Here is a 16,499-nt window from a genome sequence, read left to right on the forward strand (position 1 = left end):
CAAACCTTCCCTGACTCAACAATGAGCAGGACAAGACATTTCATTATGTTTAAATTAACGAGATGAGATCTGTTCAGGCGGAGCACGAGGCAATGAATCAGAAAAGATGAAATGCGGCAGAAAGGAAGCTACAGTTTGAATCGGTGGTGGCCGTGAAGTCAGCGAAGTTGACCAAAATAGCGGTGTATTCGCCAAATCCAGCATAGGTATATGGATCAGAAAAACGCAGTATCCACAGGCAATATCCTCCAACATCGACATACCACCATGCATACCCATCTGCATGCCATCATGATGGTTAGTACTATATGACTTAGTCGCATGTGATACGGAAGAAACGTCAGAATGAGACATATTCCGAGGCATATCATCGTCAGATGACATCGCCACATGGCAATCGACCACTCTCGATGAATGAGCCTCACCAATGCGCGCATGTTCCAGTGACCGAGAGATCACTGGCGCAATGAACAACATCAGTATCGCGAATATACCGAGCCAAGCTGGCAAGCGGCTTCGCGATGTATAAAATTGGATCAGTGACAAACTAAGCCTATTCTGTAGAGAACACATTCAGGGACGAGATTGTACGTATTTAACGACCAAATGTTAAAACACTTTATGCAGGAATGTCGCTTTAGCGGCAAAATTTATTATTTTTCTAAAATCTGCGGGATTATTTTCATTAAATTCGACCAAAATTTCAGCCCGCCATATATATCCGGTAAAGCACAAGATACTATTTTACTTTAAAATGGTTAAAAAAATGCCAACCATGACTATCAAAGTACAAATCAATCTTACCAGCCCTATCTTCTCTTTGAGAATCCATGCACTGAAAATAATGCCAAAAATCACACTTGTTTCCCTCAGTGCTGAAACTAACGCGGCAAGGCTTCGAGAAAGGGCCAACCTGCATGTTGAAATCCATAGGGTATATAGTAATTGTTAATAAAGCAGTTTATGGAGGCAGTATCCCGCTTCTAGAAAATCAACAAGGAAAAATCAAAGCGCCGCAATATTATGAAAAGCTATTCACTGAAAAACAGCTTCTCGAATGACGTCTAATGAAGCAGGATTTTCAATCAGGGCAAGATCACCGGGTTCACGTCCTTCACATATTGCCTGCATGGTTCGACGCAACATTTTTCCTGAACGTGTTTTGGGAAGCTGAGAGACAAAATAGATCCGTGCCGGGCGGCCTACACTACCAATTTGCTTATTGACCAAATCCATCAAGACTTTTTCCAAAACAGCAAAATGCTCGGCATTCTGGATCTCCTTCCCATCCTTTAGGACAACAAAAGCAACCGCGACTTGCCCTTTGATAGCATCCTTAATGCCAATAACAGCCACTTCGGCAACATCTTCATGGCTGGCAATACACTCTTCTATCTCCCTTGTTCCCAGACGGTGCCCGGCCACGTTAATCACATCATCCGAACGCCCCAAAATAAAATAATAACCATTACTATCACGGATACCCCAATCGAATGTGGAATAAACAGCATGCTCAAAATGTCGCCAATAGGTGTTGAGAAAACGTGTATCATCACCATAGATAGTTTGGATGCAACCTGGGGGCAAAGGCCCTTCAATAACGAGCATTCCTTTTTCGTTATCACCACACGCTTTGCCAGTCAGTTCATTGATGAGCTTGACATGAAAACCATACATCGGGAAACCAGTACTGCCAAATCGACTCGGCCTGTCATCCAGCGGGCGGGCAATAGCCATAATCGGCCAACCGGTCTCGGTCTGCCAGTAATTATCTATGACCGGGACATTAATAGCCTCAGCAATCCAGCGGGCGGTATGCTCATCTAGCGGTTCTCCCGCCAAATACAATGTTTTAAGTGATGAAATATCGTATTTACCAATACATTCAATTGGATATTTTTTCAGTACACGAATCGCTGTAGGTGCTGAAAACATCTGCGTTACTTGATATTTCTCCACTATTTTCCACCAAATGCCCGCATCTGGCCGTATCGGCAGCCCTTCATACATAATCGTCGCCATTCCTGCAATTAAAGGAGCATAAACAATATAAGAATGCCCGACGATCCAGCCGATATCTGAGGTGCTAAAAAACACCTCCCCCGCTTTACCGCCAAAAATGATATCCATAGATGTTGCCAGTGCGACAGCATAACCTCCAACATCACGCTGTACGCCCTTTGGCGTGCCCGTTGTGCCGGATGTATAGAGCACACAGGAGGTTTCATTTGATTCAAGCCAGGTCACGGGTACGTCTGCATCAAAGTGCTCTTGCCGCAATGTAGCGAAATCGATATCTCTCCCCGGCACCCAAACCATTTCCGATAGTCCGCGGTTAACCATCAACACATGACGGGGTTTGTGATTCGCCAGTTCGATAGCCTCATCCAACAATGGCTTGTAAGGAATAACTTTGCCGCCGCGCGATCCTCCATCAGCAGACACCACCAACACTGGCTCAGCATTATCCAGCCGAGTAGCAAGGCTTTGAGAAGCAAAACCACCAAAGACAACAGAGTGAACGGCACCAATACGGGCACAAGCGAGCAAAACAAACAAAGCTTCAGCAACCATTGGCATATAAACTAAAACCCTGTCACCTTTTTTAACCCCCAGAGAGAGCATCATAGCCGCCGTTCTATTCACTTCCTGATGTAATTCCCTGAAAGTAAATACTTTCTCACTATTGGTTTCTGTTGAAATCGTGATAAGCGCTTTGGCATCGGGCTGGCTTTCCAGCCAGCGATCCAACGCGTTGTAACATAGGTTGGTTTTTCCCCCGCAAAACCAGCGAGCAAAGGGAGGATTGCTATAATCCAGCACTTGCTCAAACGGGTGTTGCCAGAAAATACGTTGCGCCTGTTCTGCCCAGAAAGAATTGGGATCATCAATAGATTGCTGATAAAAAGCGTTGAATGACATAATCTCTCCTAGTGCTGCCGTAGATGATAGAGCGGCACTTGGGAGAGCGGCCGCCGATAGCATGACAAATTTAAATAACGTACAAATCGAGATATTCGTTTACAGACATGTTTTCCAGTAACGAACGGTCAAGGGAAACAGACAGGATTTTTTTCTGTTGTGTCTCAGGGAACTGGCGTGCCAGGTTGGTGCTGAATTTTTTCAGCAATAATGGAATACCTTCCTTACGGCGGCGAGCATGGCCGATGGGGAATTCAACTTTAACTTCATCAAGCTGGCTGCCATCTGTAAACGTAACAGTTAATGCGTTAGCAATAGAGCGTTTTTCTGGATCGTGATAATCACGGGTAAAATCAAGATCTTCAACACACACTATTTTTTCCCGCAGTGCATCAATGCGGGGATCTGCCGCAACGCTATCTTCGTAATCCGCCGCAGTAAGGCGGCCAAAAATCAAAGGAATCGCAACCATATACTGAATACAGTGATCTCGGTCCGCAGGATTGTTTAACGGGCCTTGTTTATCGATAATCCGAATGCAGGCTTCATGGGTACGAATGGTGATCTTTGTAATGTCATTGATAGTTTTACCTGCATCTTTCAATTGTTGATGCAGGCTCATTGCCGCTTCCACCGCAGTTTGAGCATGAAATTCTGCCGGGAAAGCGATTTTGAACAGCACGTTTTCCATCACATAAGAGCCATAGGCACGCTGGAATTTAAAAGGCTGACCATTGAACAGAACATCATAGAATCCCCACGTTTTTGCGGTTAATACCGAGGGATATCCCATTTCACCCTTTTGCGCCATCAAAGCCAAACGCACCGCGCGGGATGTCGCATCGCCGGCAGCCCAAGATTTGCGTGAACCGGTATTGGGAGCATGGCGGTAAGTTCGCAGCGACTGTCCATCAACCCAAGCCAGCGATACCGCGCTCAGGATCTCTTCCCGATTCAATCCCAACATTTCAGCAACAACAGCGGTCGAAGCCACTTTTACCAGCACAACATGATCTAAACCGACTTTATTAAATGCATTCTCCAGTGCAAGACATCCCTGAATTTCATGCGCTTTAACCATACTCGCCAAAACATCTTTGATCGTGAGAGGCTTTTTCCCACCAGCAACGGCATTTCTTGATAGCCAGTCAGCTATTGCCAAGATGCCACCGAGGTTATCGGATGGATGCCCCCATTCAGCGGCAAGCCATGTGTCATTGAAGTCTAGCCAGCGGATCATCGCACCAATGTTAAATGCCGCCTGTACCGGATCGAGTTGAAACCGCGTTCCCGGCACGCGCACGCCATTAGGTACCACTGTCCCCGGCACAATCGGCCCTAGCAATTTCTTACAAGCCGGATATTCCAGTGCCTCCAACCCGCAACCTAATGTATCCAGAAAGCAGTAATAAGCCGTTTCATAGGCGATGGATGATGTGATGGCGTATTCCATAACATAATCCACAATATCCACAATCACCTGATCATATTCAGGGCGATTGCTTACAACAGAGGTAGACATAATAATTCCTTGTTAAAAAAACACGTATACAGGGATCTCTGCATCGAAAATAGCGTTACCCACGTTTACTAATTGGCATAAATACTTGATTTTCTGGCCCGGTATAGTTGGCTGCTGGACGAATAATTTTGTTATCAATACGCTGTTCAATAATGTGGGCCGCCCATCCCGCAGTGCGAGCAATCACAAACAGTGGTGTAAACATCGCAGTTGGCACTCCCATCATGTGATAAGAAACCGCTGAGAACCAATCAAGGTTCGGGAACATTTTCTTATTGGCCCACATCACCGCTTCTATTCGATCCGCGATATCAAACATTTTGGTGGTTCCTGCCTGTTTGGAAAGTTGCAGAGCCACATTTTTAATCACTTTGTGACGGGGATCAGAGATGGTATAAACCGGATGACCGAAGCCGATAATGACCTCTTTTCTTTCTAATCGCGCCAGGATATCCCTCTCTGCTTCATCAGGATTTTCATAACGCTGTTGAATTTCAAAAGAGACTTCATTTGCTCCACCATGTTTTGGTCCTCTCAACGCACCAATCGCTCCGATAATGGCAGAGTAGATATCCGTACCAGTTCCTGCGATAACCCGGCTGGTAAATGTCGAAGCATTAAATTCGTGTTCCGCATAAAGAATTAGGGAGGTATGCATGGCTTTTTCCCACGATTCACTGGGTTTTTTACCATGCAGGAGGTGCAGAAAATGCCCGCCTATCGACTCATTATCCGTTTCCACCTCAATACGACGCCCATTGTGGCTATAGTGATACCAATAGAGCAACATGGAGCTGAAAGAGGCTAGTAATCTATCAGCAATATCACGCGCTCCCGCAAGATTATGATCGTCTTTCTCAGGCAATGTACAACCAAGAATAGAGGCGCCCGTACGCATGACATCCATCGGATGGGCAGCTGCGGGCAATGTTTCCAGTGCTGCCTTTACACTACTCGGCAGACCCCGTAATGCTTTTAATTTCGTTTTATAGGTAGCCAGTTCAGCGCAGGAAGGCAATTTTTCATGGATCAGTAGGTATGCAACTTCTTCAAATTCACACTGGGTCGCAAGATCAAGAATATCGTAACCACGGTAATGCAGATCATTACCGGTCTTTCCAACGGTACAAAGCGCTGTGTTACCCGCACTGACGCCAGAAAGGGCTACCGATTTTTTAGGCTTGAAAGTGGTTAACTCAGTCATCGTGTTCTGTTCGCTCATGGGTATCACCTCTACTGTTTTTATGCCATATAAAACGATGAAATTAGGTGGAACTGTCCATCATTGAGACTTTTTCTGGGAGAAAAGCACATCCAATTTTTGTTCAAAATCGTAGTAGTTGATGCTCTCGTATAACTCATTGCGAGTCTGCATCATGCTGATCACACTCTTCTGCGTCCCTTCGCGACGGAGTGTGGCATAAACCTGCTCGGCTGCTTTATTCATTGCTCGGAAAGCAGAAAGCGGGTAGAGCACGATGGAAACATCCACACTTTTCAACTCCTCAGTCGTGAAAAGTGGAGTCGCACCAAATTCGGTGATGTTGGCTAGTATTGGAACCCCGGTTGTTGACGCAAATGCTTGATACATGTGTAATTCAGTGATCGCTTCAGGAAACAGCATATCTGCCCCGGCTTCGATATAGGCTTTTGCCCTGTCAAGAGCCGCAGCTAATCCTTCAACAGCCAAGGCATCAGTGCGGGCCATAATGACAAAATGCTTATCAGTACGAGCATCGACTGCGGCCTTAATGCGATCAACCATTTCCTCTTTTGATACAATCTCTTTATTCGGGCGATGACCGCAGCGCTTCGCACCGACCTGATCTTCAATGTGCAACCCCGCCGCCCCTGCTTTGATCATTGAGCGCACTGTACGTGCCACATTAAAGGCAGAAGAGCCAAAACCGATATCAGCATCCACCAGCAATGGCAAATCACATACATCCGTAATACGACGAATATCTATTAACACATCATCCAGCGTTGAAATTCCCAGGTCAGGCATCCCCAATGAACCCGCCGATACACCACCACCAGAAAGATAGATGGCTTTATAGCCCGCCCGTTTAGCCAGCAACGCATGATTCGCATTAATGGCGCCAACGATCTGTAGTGGAGATTCGGCTTCTATAGCCTGACGCAATGCCAAACCAGCAGAGGAAAGCGCCATGTTAGGACCTCATTGTTATTATAATGAAACTCATTTGTTACCTAGCAATAGGTGTGCCAACAAAATAAAAAATGGCTGGCGGTTTTAAAAAACAAACACAAAATAACGATAAGATTTTGTTTTTTAATCGAAAAGTAACGATAAAAATATTTATTAGTTTGTAGGAAAGTACCATTGATAGAAAAACACACCTGTTTCATAATGAATCAATTACGTTTCACGAAACATGAATGAAACAATTGCGAAACATTGAACTATTGTGGTGGGAAAAACGAAAGCAGCGTACAGATAGAGGAATAGCATGGCAGAAATACCGTCAACAGAACGTGATAAACCGGTCATTTGGACAGTATCTGTTTCCCGTCTTTTTGATCTCTTCCGTGATATCACACCAGAGTTCGATCATCAGGCCAATATCACGCCTATCCAACTCGGTTTTGAAAATGCGGTTCAGCATATTCGTCAACGGTTAACAACTGAATGTTGTGATGCTGTGCTCTGTGCCGGTTCTAATGGCGCCTATCTTAAAAGCCGTTTGTCAGTGCCCGTTATTATCGCCAAAGCCAGCGGATTTGATTTTATGCAGGCATTAGCCCGTGCACGACAAATCAGCTCTCGTATTGGTGTTATCACCTATCAGAACACGTTACCCGCGCTAGAAGAATTTCAGCAACGGTTCAACTTGCGAATTGAACAACGCAGTTACGTAACGGAAGAAGACGCACGGGCCCAAGTCAATGCACTAAAAGCCATCGGCATTAAAGTGATTGTCGGTGCCGGGTTGATTACCGATCTTGCCTATGAAGCTGAATTGGTGGGTGTTTTTGTCTACTCCGCTAATTCTATCCGCCAGGCATTCCGTGATGCTCTGGATATCGCCAGAATGACCAAACTCAACCAAGCCTCAGTTTCTGCTTATCCAACCGAGAATAGTTTGCGTACCCGTCATACTCTCAATGATATCCGGGGAGATTCAGCGGTAATGGAACATGTGCGCAACACTATTATGCTATACGCCCGCTCGCCTGCCACAGTGCTAATACAAGGGGAAAGTGGTACAGGGAAGGAACTGGTGGCACAAGCCATTCACCATGAATATGCTCTGCGGTATGGTCAGATTGCAGGTAAACATCAACGCCCGTTTGTCGCCGTTAACTGCGGCGCCATTGCTGAATCCCTATTGGAAGCTGAATTGTTTGGTTATGAGGAAGGGGCTTTCACCGGTTCACGACGTGGAGGACGTGCGGGTCTTTTTGAAGTTGCTCATCGAGGCACGTTATTTCTGGATGAAATTGGTGAAATGCCACTGCCCCTTCAAACGCGGCTATTGCGGGTACTAGAAGAAAAATCCGTTGTCAGAGTAGGAGGGCACCGCCCCATTGTCGTTGATGTTCGGATCATTTGCGCCACACATTGCGATTTGGATACTTGGGTGCAAGAGGGGCGTTTTCGAACAGACCTGTTCTATCGTCTGAGTGTATTACGGATCAATATTCCAGCCCTCAGAGAAAGGGGCAACGATGTTGGTATATTGGCGCTGGAATATCTGCGACGAGCATTTGCCGCATTGAACTTGCCGGTATCACAATCAAGAGTGCAAGAGCTTGCTGCCTGTCAGGAAGCATTGCAAACCTATCATTGGCCCGGCAATGTCCGAGAATTACGTAATCTCATGGAACGGGTAACGTTATATCTCAGTGCTCATCCTGAGCATACCTTAACACCGGAATTGATATTAGCCCTTTCACCGGAGCGTAAATCTACACTCAAGCTGGCAGAAAAAAGTATAAAACCTTCGTTGACTGAACAATCCTCACTTGTTGCGCCACTTTCAGCCCATGAAACCTTGAAACGGTTTTCTGGCGATCGCCAAGCCGCTGCGGAGTATCTGGGGATTAGCCGCACTACATTGTGGCGACGACTGAAACAAGAATTGGCGGGGAATGAAGGAACGAACGTTAACGAAAACGTGATTTAAAACGTCGTTTTGAAATGCTTACGATAATCCTGTGGAGTACTACCGTATGCCCGGAAGAAACTACGACGCAAAGTATCTTCACAGCCGAAACCACAACGGGAGGCTATGCACTTGAGCGATAGCGTAGATTCAACTAAAAGTTGACGCGCCGCTTCCAAGCGGAATCGCTCCACCGCCTTAGCTGGCGTAATTCCTACATGTTGGCCATAGTGGCGCACAAAGCTGCGCTCACTCATATTGGCCCGGGCGGCCAAAGCGGCTACTGAGAGGTCTCCCGCCAAATTGTTGGTCATCCAAGCGTGCAAATCTGCAAATTTACTCGTACTGCTTTGTAATGCCAGTGGAGCACTAAACTGTTCCTGCCCACCGGGACGTTTGAGAAACATAACGAGTTCCCGTGCAACATCCAGCGCCAATTTATGACCGAAATCTTCCTCCAACAATGCCAGAGCCAAATCGATTCCTGCGGTGACGCCAGCAGAAGTCCACACCGGGCCATCCTGAATAAAAATAGGATCACATTCTACCCGCAATTTACTGTAACGCCGGGCTAGCTCGGCACAGCTACTCCAGTGTGTGACGACTCTGCGACCATCAAGCAACCCGCAAGCAGCCAGAATGAATGCCCCACTGCATATAGACACAATACGCCGGGCCAGCGATGCATGCCCCTTTAACCAATCACGTAATGGCAAATGGTTCGACGCTGATTCAACGCCAATGCCCCCGGCAACGATCAGAGTATCGGCGGGAGAATCCAACTTAGGTAAGGGTTCTGCCTGCACAGTTATTCCGGCTTGCGTCATTACCTGCCCGGACTCACAAGCCACGACTTTTATGGCGTAAGGCCGCCTGTGACCAGCCTTCTCTGCCAGTTCATTGGCTGTGGTAAAGACCTGCAATGGCCCTGAAAGGTCCAGCAGATTTACGTTGGGGAAGATTAGAAAATAGAGAGTTTTAATGTCCATAAGGCAATTATGGCAGTTGGCGTAAATCGTCGCAATATTGGCATATACGCCAATTAGTTTAGGGTTACAGTTGTTCCATCAATTTACTACCGGGAATACAAATATTCAGCGATCGCTAAAAATAGCGGCATATGAATTTCAGTTCTCGTTTCAATCTCGATAAGGAAAACTTCTCCATGAAAAACACATCTAAGGAACATCCTGCGGCATTATCTTCGTTAATGAAAACATCGTCTGGAGAAAAACCCACTCTCGCCTTTGTCATTTTCCCAGGCATGACGCCACTTGATATGATTGGTCCCGCAACAGTTCTTGAAGTAGGAGGATGGTTAAATATTGAATATGTTTGGCACGATTTACTTCCGGTGCGTACTGAGCTGGAATATATATCATTCTCGCCGAGCACTACATTTGAGCAATTAGATAAAGTGGATATTTTATGTGTTCCCGGTACAGGAAATCCTTATGCTTTGCTTGCCGAATTAGACATGCTTGATTGGATGCATAAAGTGGGAAATAAAGCGTCTTGGGTAACAAGTGTATGTACAGGATCTATCCTATTAGGAGCCGCAGGCTTGCTAAAAGGGTATCAGGCGGCGACTCATTGGTCGATGATAGACGATCTCAACGAATTCGGTGCAATACCGGTTAATAAAAGAGTCGTTATTGATAGAAACCGGGTTACTGGAGGTGGAGTCACCGCAGGTATTGATTTCGGTTTAACATTGCTTGCTGAAATCAAAGGTGAAGAATATGCACAAGCAGTCCAATTGGCAATGCAATATAGCCCAGAACCACCGTTCAATAGCGGCATGCCAGAATTCGCCGGCAAAGAAATAACTCATGCCACGCTTCAAGCTATATTTTCCAATGTGGAAAAACAGACGCCTGATTACAAAGAAATCTTAATTAAAAGCGCCAAGAGAATATCAGATATCTACTGAATCTATTTTCGTATGATGGCTTAATTCAACCTGTTTCAGCATTCGATTATTTACCAATAACGGAAATATTTCCTATTATAAGAACGTCTAACTCAGAGGTACATAGATTCAGATTTGTTTTTTAGATTAAACGGTATAGGCAACCAATCCGGTTGCCGCTTCCAAGAGAAAATTTATCGGATTACGATGTTTCAAATGTTTTATTTGAAGAGTATTGTTTAATTATTCAAATACTATTTCAATTAAAAAGCTTAATACCCGACAGAAAAAGTATGATTTTAAACCTATCCAAATAATATACAGCTTCTATGTAAAGTTCTGTGCACCTATTATATTACACGAATTTTCATGCCAATAAGGTGTCAGCATAAGTTAATCGGCTATTTGTTCAATCTTACTCCGGCTCATCACAATGATTTTAATTATCGTTTCATGGTCTATACCATTGTCTATCATTGCATACACGATTTTCACAAGCGCCAGTTTTCCACCTATCTGTAATCCTTTTCTGTATCCTTCTTGGTATGCTTTCTGCGTTAGTTTCTGCGCTATTGTCATCAGTACCTCCTCATATTTCAGGGACTGTTCTGCCAGTCGCCAGACAAGCCCCTCTTTTAACACGAATCGTTAAATACCGATTCAGGCTCTCAGCACGAATCAGTGATGTATTTGTTCAAGTTCTTTCTGGCTCAACCCTGTACTTTTCATTATCGTTTCATGATCGATACCATTGTTCATCATTCTACAGGCGATTTCCAGAATCTTCTGTTTTTTACCTTTCTGTAATCCTTCTTGGTATGCCTCTTGGTATGCCTCTTGATATGCTTCTTGGTATGCTTCCTGAAATCCTTCTTGGAACGCTTTCTGCTCCAGTTTTTGCGCTATTGTCATCAATTACCTCCTCATATTTCTAGGGGACGGTCCCGTTACTCGCTGGACAAGCCCCTCTTCTAACACGAATCTTTAAATACCGATTACGGCTCTCAGCACGAATCAGTGATGTATTTGTTCAAGTTCGTTCTGGCTCAACCCTGTGCTTTTCATTATTGTTTCACGATCGATACCATTGTTCATCATTCTACAGGCGATTTCCAGAATCGCCTGTTTTTTACCTTTCTGCAATCCTTCTTGATGTGCTTCTTGGCATTTTTGAAGTCCTTCTTGAAGTCCTTTATGTTTCAATTTCTGCGCTATTGTCATCAGTACCTCCTCATACTTCGGGAACTGTTCTGCCAGTTGCCGGATAAAACCTTCTGGATCGGCGGTATCTCCCACCAGTAATATGTAGTTTAGCATGCTTTTTAGCTGCTCATCTGTATAGTAATCATACGCAAACAACATGGCCAGCTTTTGCCGTAACTCCGCCATATCACGTTGCCGGATATGTTTTTGTACTATTTCCAGTAGTGCGACCCGTTTGTGCGTCAAGATTTCATCATCCGGGATTACCGTCACATCTACCAGCGGAAACGCGCTGGAATAGATCTCTTCCGCCAGAGCCGAAGCATCAAAGCAGTCGAACCAGTTGGTACTCCACGGATACGGCCGCACTTTTCCGTGATAGAACAACACCGGAATAACCAGCGGCAATTTTTTATGTCCCTGCTCCAAATGCCATTGCATCGCTGAAATACTGTAACGCATCAGCCGGAATGCCATCATCTTATCCGGGGAACTCTGGTGTTCAATCACGCAATACACATAACTCTCACCCTGCGTAGTTTTTAATGAATACAGGATGTCGGAATAATGTACCCGCAGATTGTCCTCAATAAATGACCCCGATTCCAGTCGCAGTGTATCAAGATCACAAACTGCCCGTAATGTCGCAGGTAAGTGTATCTCTAGAAAATCTCTGGCGGTATCAGTATGACTTAAAAATTTTTTAAAAATAGCATCATGTGGCGTCGGTGTATTTTTTCTTTTCATAAGAGGATAGTAACATATTTTCTTTTATATTGAAGGAATATTAAATAAATACCGTTTGCGGCTTGAATGCCGAAACGGTATTTAAACTAACAATTAATGTATTTCAGTTAAATAATTCAATAATAGAACGTCTTAAAAATCACATTTAATTAGTCTAATCAAGCCTAATTAATTATTCTACGGAACTAATTAACTATTCCCATCAATATGACCTTACAGCAGATCTTAATGCCTTAATATCCGAAGCACAGAGATAGGGTTTTAAAGCATTAAATTTCTCTTCTGACCAATCATATATTTTTAACGCAAGTAGCTCATTGATAATGTGCGGCTCAAAGCGATATTTAACTAATTTCGCAGGCGTTCCAGCAACAATACTATATGGCTCAACATCTTTAGTGACAACGCTATTAGCAGCAACGATAGCGCCTTCTCCAATAGTAACGCCTGGCATAATCATTGAACGCATACCAAGCCACACGCCATCATGAATATGCGTGTCACCTTTGCCTACATACGCCTCTTCGATATATTCCATGAATGGATATAAACAGAACCAATCCGCTCTGTGTGTATTGTTTCCACCCATAAGAATGATAGTTTCAGCACCTATACAAACATAATCGCCAATATACAATTTATCAATTGGCCACTTAGACTCCCATTGAAGACTGATCTTATCACCATACAAATAGCGAACGACAGATTCTTCAAAACCGCCACTCCAGCAATCGCTATAATAGCTATGGGTTCCTTTGATGACAATACTTTGATTAGTTATAGCTTCATGTAAAAATTGGATTTTTGACCAATGTTTTTCTTTCATGGTAAATAGTCTCTATTAATTATTTATTTACCATAGAATGCTTTCTATGGTGATGTATTCGCACTCAAAATACATCACGCCTAGCCGATTCGAGGTTGATTTAATAACGGGATTCTTTTCATATTAAACGATGAGTTAATTATTAACTTATATTGATTATCATTCGTAAATTCTTTTGATTTAATTTACATCATATCAAAAAGCATATTTTCAATGCGACAGCATTTTCTAGAAAGAAAACAGAACTGGAGCGAGCGAAGGGAATCGAACCCTCGTATAGAGCTTGGGAAGCTCTCGTTCTGCCATTGAACTACGCTCGCTTGGGGATAACATAAATTATTATAGCGACTTCGTTGGCATCAGCAAGCCATTATCTGTTTCAGTTGTCTATATTTAAGGCAGTTGAAAATAAAAACTCCCCTAGCAGTTATGCTACAGAGGAGTTGGAATTTAAAATTTAATTCAATCTGTTATTTCTGCGGGCGCATTGCCGGGAACAGAATGACGTCACGGATGGTATGGCTATTTGTCAGCAACATAATCATACGGTCAATACCAATACCTAAACCGGCTGTTGGCGGCATACCATGTTCCAAAGCCGTTACATAATCTTCATCGTAGAACATAGCTTCGTCATCGCCTTCATCTTTCTGGCGAACCTGTTCAGCAAAACGTTCCGCCTGATCTTCGGCGTCATTCAACTCTGAGAAGCCGTTGCCAATCTCACGCCCACCAATAAAGAATTCAAAACGGTCAGTGATAAATGGATTTGCATCATTACGACGCGCTAGCGGAGAAACTTCTGCCGGATATTCAGTGATAAATGTTGGTTGAATCAGATGGCTTTCCGCCGTTTCTTCAAAGATTTCACACTGAACACGACCAAGACCCCAACCTTTTTCCACTTCAATGCCAAGAGATTCAGCGATAGCCACCGCTTTATCCATATCATCCAAATCAGCCATGTTGGTTTCAGGACGATATTGGCAAATGGCCTGTTTCATGGTCATTTGAGCAAACGGTTTACCGAAATCAAATTCCTGCTCGCCATATTTAACCAGAGTATTCCCCAAAATATTTTGCGTCAGCGTGCGGAACAGCTCTTCTATCAGGACGATCAGATCCTTGTAATCCGCATACGCCATGTAGAGTTCCATCATGGTGAACTCAGGGTTATGGCGCGGAGATACGCCTTCATTACGGAAGTTGCGGTTAATTTCAAACACACGCTCAAAACCACCAACAACCAGACGTTTCAGGTAAAGTTCCGGCGCAATACGCAGATACATATCAATATCCAGCGCATTGTGGTGAGTAATAAATGGACGTGCCGAGGCGCCGCCAGGAATAACCTGCATCATTGGCGTTTCCACTTCCATAAAGCCTTTACTGACCATAAAGCTACGCAAGGCCGATAAGACCTGAGAGCGAATTTGGAAAGTTTTGCGCGATTCTTCGTTGGCGATCAGATCCAGATAACGCTGGCGGTAACGAGTTTCTTGATCAGCCAAACCGTGGAATTTATCCGGCAATGGACGCAGCGCTTTTGTCAGCAGACGCAGTTCGGTGCAGTGAACAGAAAGTTCGCCGGTTTTAGTTTTAAACAGTTTGCCACGCGCGCCCAGAATGTCTCCCAGATCCCATTTTTTAAACTGTTCGTTATAAATACCTTCCGGCAGATCGTCACGGGCAACATATAACTGAATACGACCGCCCATATCTTGTAGCGTGACGAAAGAAGCCTTACCCATGATGCGACGCGTCATCATACGACCGCCAACCGTCACTTCAATATTCAGTGCTTCCAGCTCTTCCTGAGTTTTGTCGTCGTATTTGGCGTGCAAATCTTCTGAAATATTTTCACGACGGAAATCATTCGGGAACGCAATACCATTTTCCCGTAAAGTAGCCAGTTTTTCGCGGCGGGTTTGCAGTTCATTATTTAAATCGGGAGCCTGCTCAGCACCCTGTTGTTGTTGTGACATTTTAGTTCCTCATAAGCCAGCTTTAAGGCTTGCTTCAATGAATTTATCGAGATCACCATCCAGCACCGCTTGTGTATTACGTGTTTCAACGCCGGTGCGCAAATCTTTGATGCGTGAGTCATCCAGAACATAAGAGCGAATCTGACTACCCCAACCAATATCGGATTTATTCTCTTCCATTTCCTGTTTATTGGCGTTCTTTTTCTGCATTTCCAGTTCATACAGCTTCGCTTTTAGCTGTTTCATCGCCTGGTCTTTGTTTTTATGCTGAGAACGATCATTCTGACACTGAGTCACAATGTTGGTTGGAATATGGGTAATACGCACCGCAGATTCTGTTTTGTTAACGTGCTGCCCACCCGCACCGGATGCGCGATAAACGTCGATACGTAAGTCCGCCGGGTTAATTTCAATATCGATATCATCATCCACTTCGGGATAGATGAAAGCAGAACTGAATGAAGTATGGCGACGACCGCCAGAATCAAATGGGCTTTTACGTACCAAACGGTGCACACCGGTTTCAGTACGCAACCAACCATAAGCATAATCACCCATGATCTTGATAGTCGCTGATTTCAAGCCAGCAACTTCACCATCTGATTCTTCAATGATTTCAGTTTTAAAACCTTTGGATTCAGCCCAACGCAGATACATACGCATCAGCATACTTGCCCAATCCTGAGCCTCGGTGCCGCCAGAGCCGGCCTGCAAGTCAAGATAACAGTCCGCACTGTCATACTCACCAGAAAACATACGGCGAAATTCTAACTCACCCAACTTGTCTTCAAGCTGTCCCAGCTCTACCACTGCTTCATTAAAAGTCTCTTCATCGTCAGCTTCTACTGCCAATTCCAGCAGGCCCTGTACATCTTCCAGACCTTGCTCAAGCTGATCGATAGTCTCAACAATCCCTTCCAGTGAAGAGCGCTCTTTACCCAAAGCCTGTGCCCGCTCCGGTTCATTCCAAACATCAGGCTGTTCCAGTTCAGCATTAACTTCTTCTAAGCGTTCTTTCTTGGCATCATAGTCAAAGATACCCCCTCAGAACCGTTGTCCGTTCAGACAGGTCCTGAATGTGGTTTTTTACCGGATTAATTTCAAACATATTTTCGTGTCTTACGTTGTGTAGTCGTAGATAAATGGATAATTTTCGAACCGCGTATTGTAGCGGATTCGACACAGGGTTTATAGCACTTCAACAGATTTGTCACGCATTCATACAAGCGTACATGACAATAACTGGCTACCT

14 protein-coding genes, 1 tRNA gene and 1 pseudogene are annotated in these 16,499 nt (G+C 44.5%); 2 read left to right on the forward strand and 14 right to left on the reverse strand.

What is annotated here, in order from left to right; all coding sequences use genetic code 11:
• Window positions 1-54: 54 nt before the first annotated feature.
• The 6 genes from B0X70_RS17680 to prpB form a co-directional block, all read right to left on the reverse strand.
• Window positions 55-573, reverse strand: a complete 519-nt coding sequence (locus B0X70_RS17680; protein ID WP_256448137.1) for a DUF2946 domain-containing protein — start codon at window positions 571-573, stop codon at window positions 55-57.
• A 171-nt stretch (window positions 574-744) separates the two neighbouring features.
• Window positions 745-912 (reverse strand): EamA family transporter, encoded by a 168-nt coding sequence (locus B0X70_RS17685; RefSeq protein WP_250150892.1) that lies wholly within the window; start codon window positions 910-912, stop codon window positions 745-747.
• Window positions 913-1,035: 123 nt separating this feature from the next.
• On the reverse strand, window positions 1,036-2,985 hold the full coding sequence (locus B0X70_RS17690) for a propionate--CoA ligase (RefSeq protein WP_256448138.1): 1,950 nt from the start codon (window positions 2,983-2,985) through the stop codon (window positions 1,036-1,038).
• Window positions 2,986-2,992: 7 nt separating this feature from the next.
• Complete coding sequence (locus tag B0X70_RS17695; RefSeq protein ID WP_217469982.1) at window positions 2,993-4,444, reverse strand: bifunctional 2-methylcitrate dehydratase/aconitate hydratase; 1,452 nt, start codon at window positions 4,442-4,444, stop codon at window positions 2,993-2,995.
• Between the two features lie 55 nt (window positions 4,445-4,499).
• The gene (gene prpC, locus B0X70_RS17700; protein WP_217469984.1) at window positions 4,500-5,666 is read right to left on the reverse strand and encodes a bifunctional 2-methylcitrate synthase/citrate synthase; all 1,167 of its coding nucleotides are present in this window, start codon (window positions 5,664-5,666) and stop codon (window positions 4,500-4,502) included.
• A 60-nt stretch (window positions 5,667-5,726) separates the two neighbouring features.
• Complete coding sequence (prpB, locus tag B0X70_RS17705) at window positions 5,727-6,617, reverse strand: methylisocitrate lyase (RefSeq protein WP_217469986.1); 891 nt, start codon at window positions 6,615-6,617, stop codon at window positions 5,727-5,729.
• Window positions 6,618-6,918: 301 nt separating this feature from the next.
• Here prpB and prpR point away from each other — a divergent pair, with 301 nt between their 5' ends.
• Entirely contained in the window at window positions 6,919-8,595 is a 1,677-nt protein-coding gene (gene prpR, locus B0X70_RS17710) for a propionate catabolism operon regulatory protein PrpR (RefSeq protein WP_217469988.1), read from the forward strand.
• On the opposite strand, the gene B0X70_RS17715 is transcribed toward prpR, so the two are convergent.
• Window positions 8,592-9,563: a GlxA family transcriptional regulator gene (locus tag B0X70_RS17715; protein WP_036810638.1), complete on the reverse strand. Its 972-nt coding sequence runs from the start codon at window positions 9,561-9,563 to the stop codon at window positions 8,592-8,594. The genes prpR and B0X70_RS17715 overlap by 4 nt on opposite strands.
• Before the next feature lie 176 nt (window positions 9,564-9,739).
• Between B0X70_RS17715 and B0X70_RS17720 the strand changes: the two genes are divergently transcribed.
• Window positions 9,740-10,507: a DJ-1/PfpI family protein gene (locus B0X70_RS17720; RefSeq protein ID WP_113025066.1), complete on the forward strand. Its 768-nt coding sequence runs from the start codon at window positions 9,740-9,742 to the stop codon at window positions 10,505-10,507.
• A 372-nt stretch (window positions 10,508-10,879) separates the two neighbouring features.
• Here B0X70_RS17720 and B0X70_RS17725 read toward each other — a convergent pair whose 3' ends face one another.
• The 7 genes and pseudogenes from B0X70_RS17725 to prfB form a co-directional block, all read right to left on the reverse strand.
• A complete protein-coding gene (locus B0X70_RS17725) occupies window positions 10,880-11,065 on the reverse strand; it encodes an RpnC/YadD family protein (protein ID WP_217469989.1) in 186 nt (61 codons plus the stop codon).
• A gap of 99 nt (window positions 11,066-11,164) precedes the next feature.
• A pseudogene (locus B0X70_RS17730) lies at window positions 11,165-11,417 on the reverse strand (ISNCY family transposase); the annotation flags it as partial.
• A gap of 83 nt (window positions 11,418-11,500) precedes the next feature.
• The gene (locus B0X70_RS17735; protein WP_217469993.1) at window positions 11,501-12,436 is read right to left on the reverse strand and encodes an Rpn family recombination-promoting nuclease/putative transposase; all 936 of its coding nucleotides are present in this window, start codon (window positions 12,434-12,436) and stop codon (window positions 11,501-11,503) included.
• A gap of 202 nt (window positions 12,437-12,638) precedes the next feature.
• Complete coding sequence (locus B0X70_RS17740) at window positions 12,639-13,262, reverse strand: CatB-related O-acetyltransferase (RefSeq protein WP_217469995.1); 624 nt, start codon at window positions 13,260-13,262, stop codon at window positions 12,639-12,641.
• 246 nt (window positions 13,263-13,508) lie between these two features.
• A tRNA-Gly gene (locus B0X70_RS17745) sits at window positions 13,509-13,582 on the reverse strand.
• A 150-nt stretch (window positions 13,583-13,732) separates the two neighbouring features.
• Window positions 13,733-15,247 carry a lysine--tRNA ligase gene (lysS, locus tag B0X70_RS17750; RefSeq protein WP_217469997.1) on the reverse strand — a complete coding sequence of 505 codons (1,515 nt, stop codon included), beginning with the start codon at window positions 15,245-15,247 and terminating at the stop codon, window positions 13,733-13,735.
• Between the two features lie 9 nt (window positions 15,248-15,256).
• Window positions 15,257-16,355 (reverse strand): peptide chain release factor 2 gene (prfB, locus tag B0X70_RS17755; protein ID WP_105395549.1). Its coding sequence is split into 2 segments (ribosomal slippage): window positions 15,257-16,279 and window positions 16,281-16,355, totalling 1,098 coding nucleotides; the frame shifts between segments, so codons are not numbered across the junction.
• Window positions 16,356-16,499 lie beyond the last annotated feature (144 nt).

This window comes from Photorhabdus akhurstii, assembly GCF_019090985.1.
GTDB classification, from domain to species: Bacteria; Pseudomonadota; Gammaproteobacteria; order Enterobacterales; family Enterobacteriaceae; genus Photorhabdus; species Photorhabdus akhurstii.

Excerpts from the sequence above, each read along its gene's own strand:
- B0X70_RS17680 (WP_256448137.1), bottom strand. The coding sequence starts at position 573 with ATGTGTTCTCTACAGAATAGGCTTAGTTTGTCACTGATCCAATTTTAT.
- B0X70_RS17690 (WP_256448138.1), bottom strand. The coding sequence starts at position 2,985 with ATGCTATCGGCGGCCGCTCTCCCAAGTGCCGCTCTATCATCTACGGCA.
- B0X70_RS17695 (WP_217469982.1), bottom strand. The coding sequence starts at position 4,444 with ATGTCTACCTCTGTTGTAAGCAATCGCCCTGAATATGATCAGGTGATT.
- prpC (WP_217469984.1), bottom strand. The coding sequence starts at position 5,666 with ATGAGCGAACAGAACACGATGACTGAGTTAACCACTTTCAAGCCTAAA.
- prpB (WP_217469986.1), bottom strand. The coding sequence starts at position 6,617 with ATGGCGCTTTCCTCTGCTGGTTTGGCATTGCGTCAGGCTATAGAAGCC.
- prpR (WP_217469988.1), top strand. The coding sequence starts at position 6,919 with ATGGCAGAAATACCGTCAACAGAACGTGATAAACCGGTCATTTGGACA.
- B0X70_RS17715 (WP_036810638.1), bottom strand. The coding sequence starts at position 9,563 with ATGGACATTAAAACTCTCTATTTTCTAATCTTCCCCAACGTAAATCTG.
- B0X70_RS17720 (WP_113025066.1), top strand. The coding sequence starts at position 9,740 with ATGAAAAACACATCTAAGGAACATCCTGCGGCATTATCTTCGTTAATG.
- B0X70_RS17725 (WP_217469989.1), bottom strand. The coding sequence starts at position 11,065 with ATGACAATAGCGCAGAAACTAACGCAGAAAGCATACCAAGAAGGATAC.
- B0X70_RS17735 (WP_217469993.1), bottom strand. The coding sequence starts at position 12,436 with ATGAAAAGAAAAAATACACCGACGCCACATGATGCTATTTTTAAAAAA.
- B0X70_RS17740 (WP_217469995.1), bottom strand. The coding sequence starts at position 13,262 with ATGAAAGAAAAACATTGGTCAAAAATCCAATTTTTACATGAAGCTATA.
- lysS (WP_217469997.1), bottom strand. The coding sequence starts at position 15,247 with ATGTCACAACAACAACAGGGTGCTGAGCAGGCTCCCGATTTAAATAAT.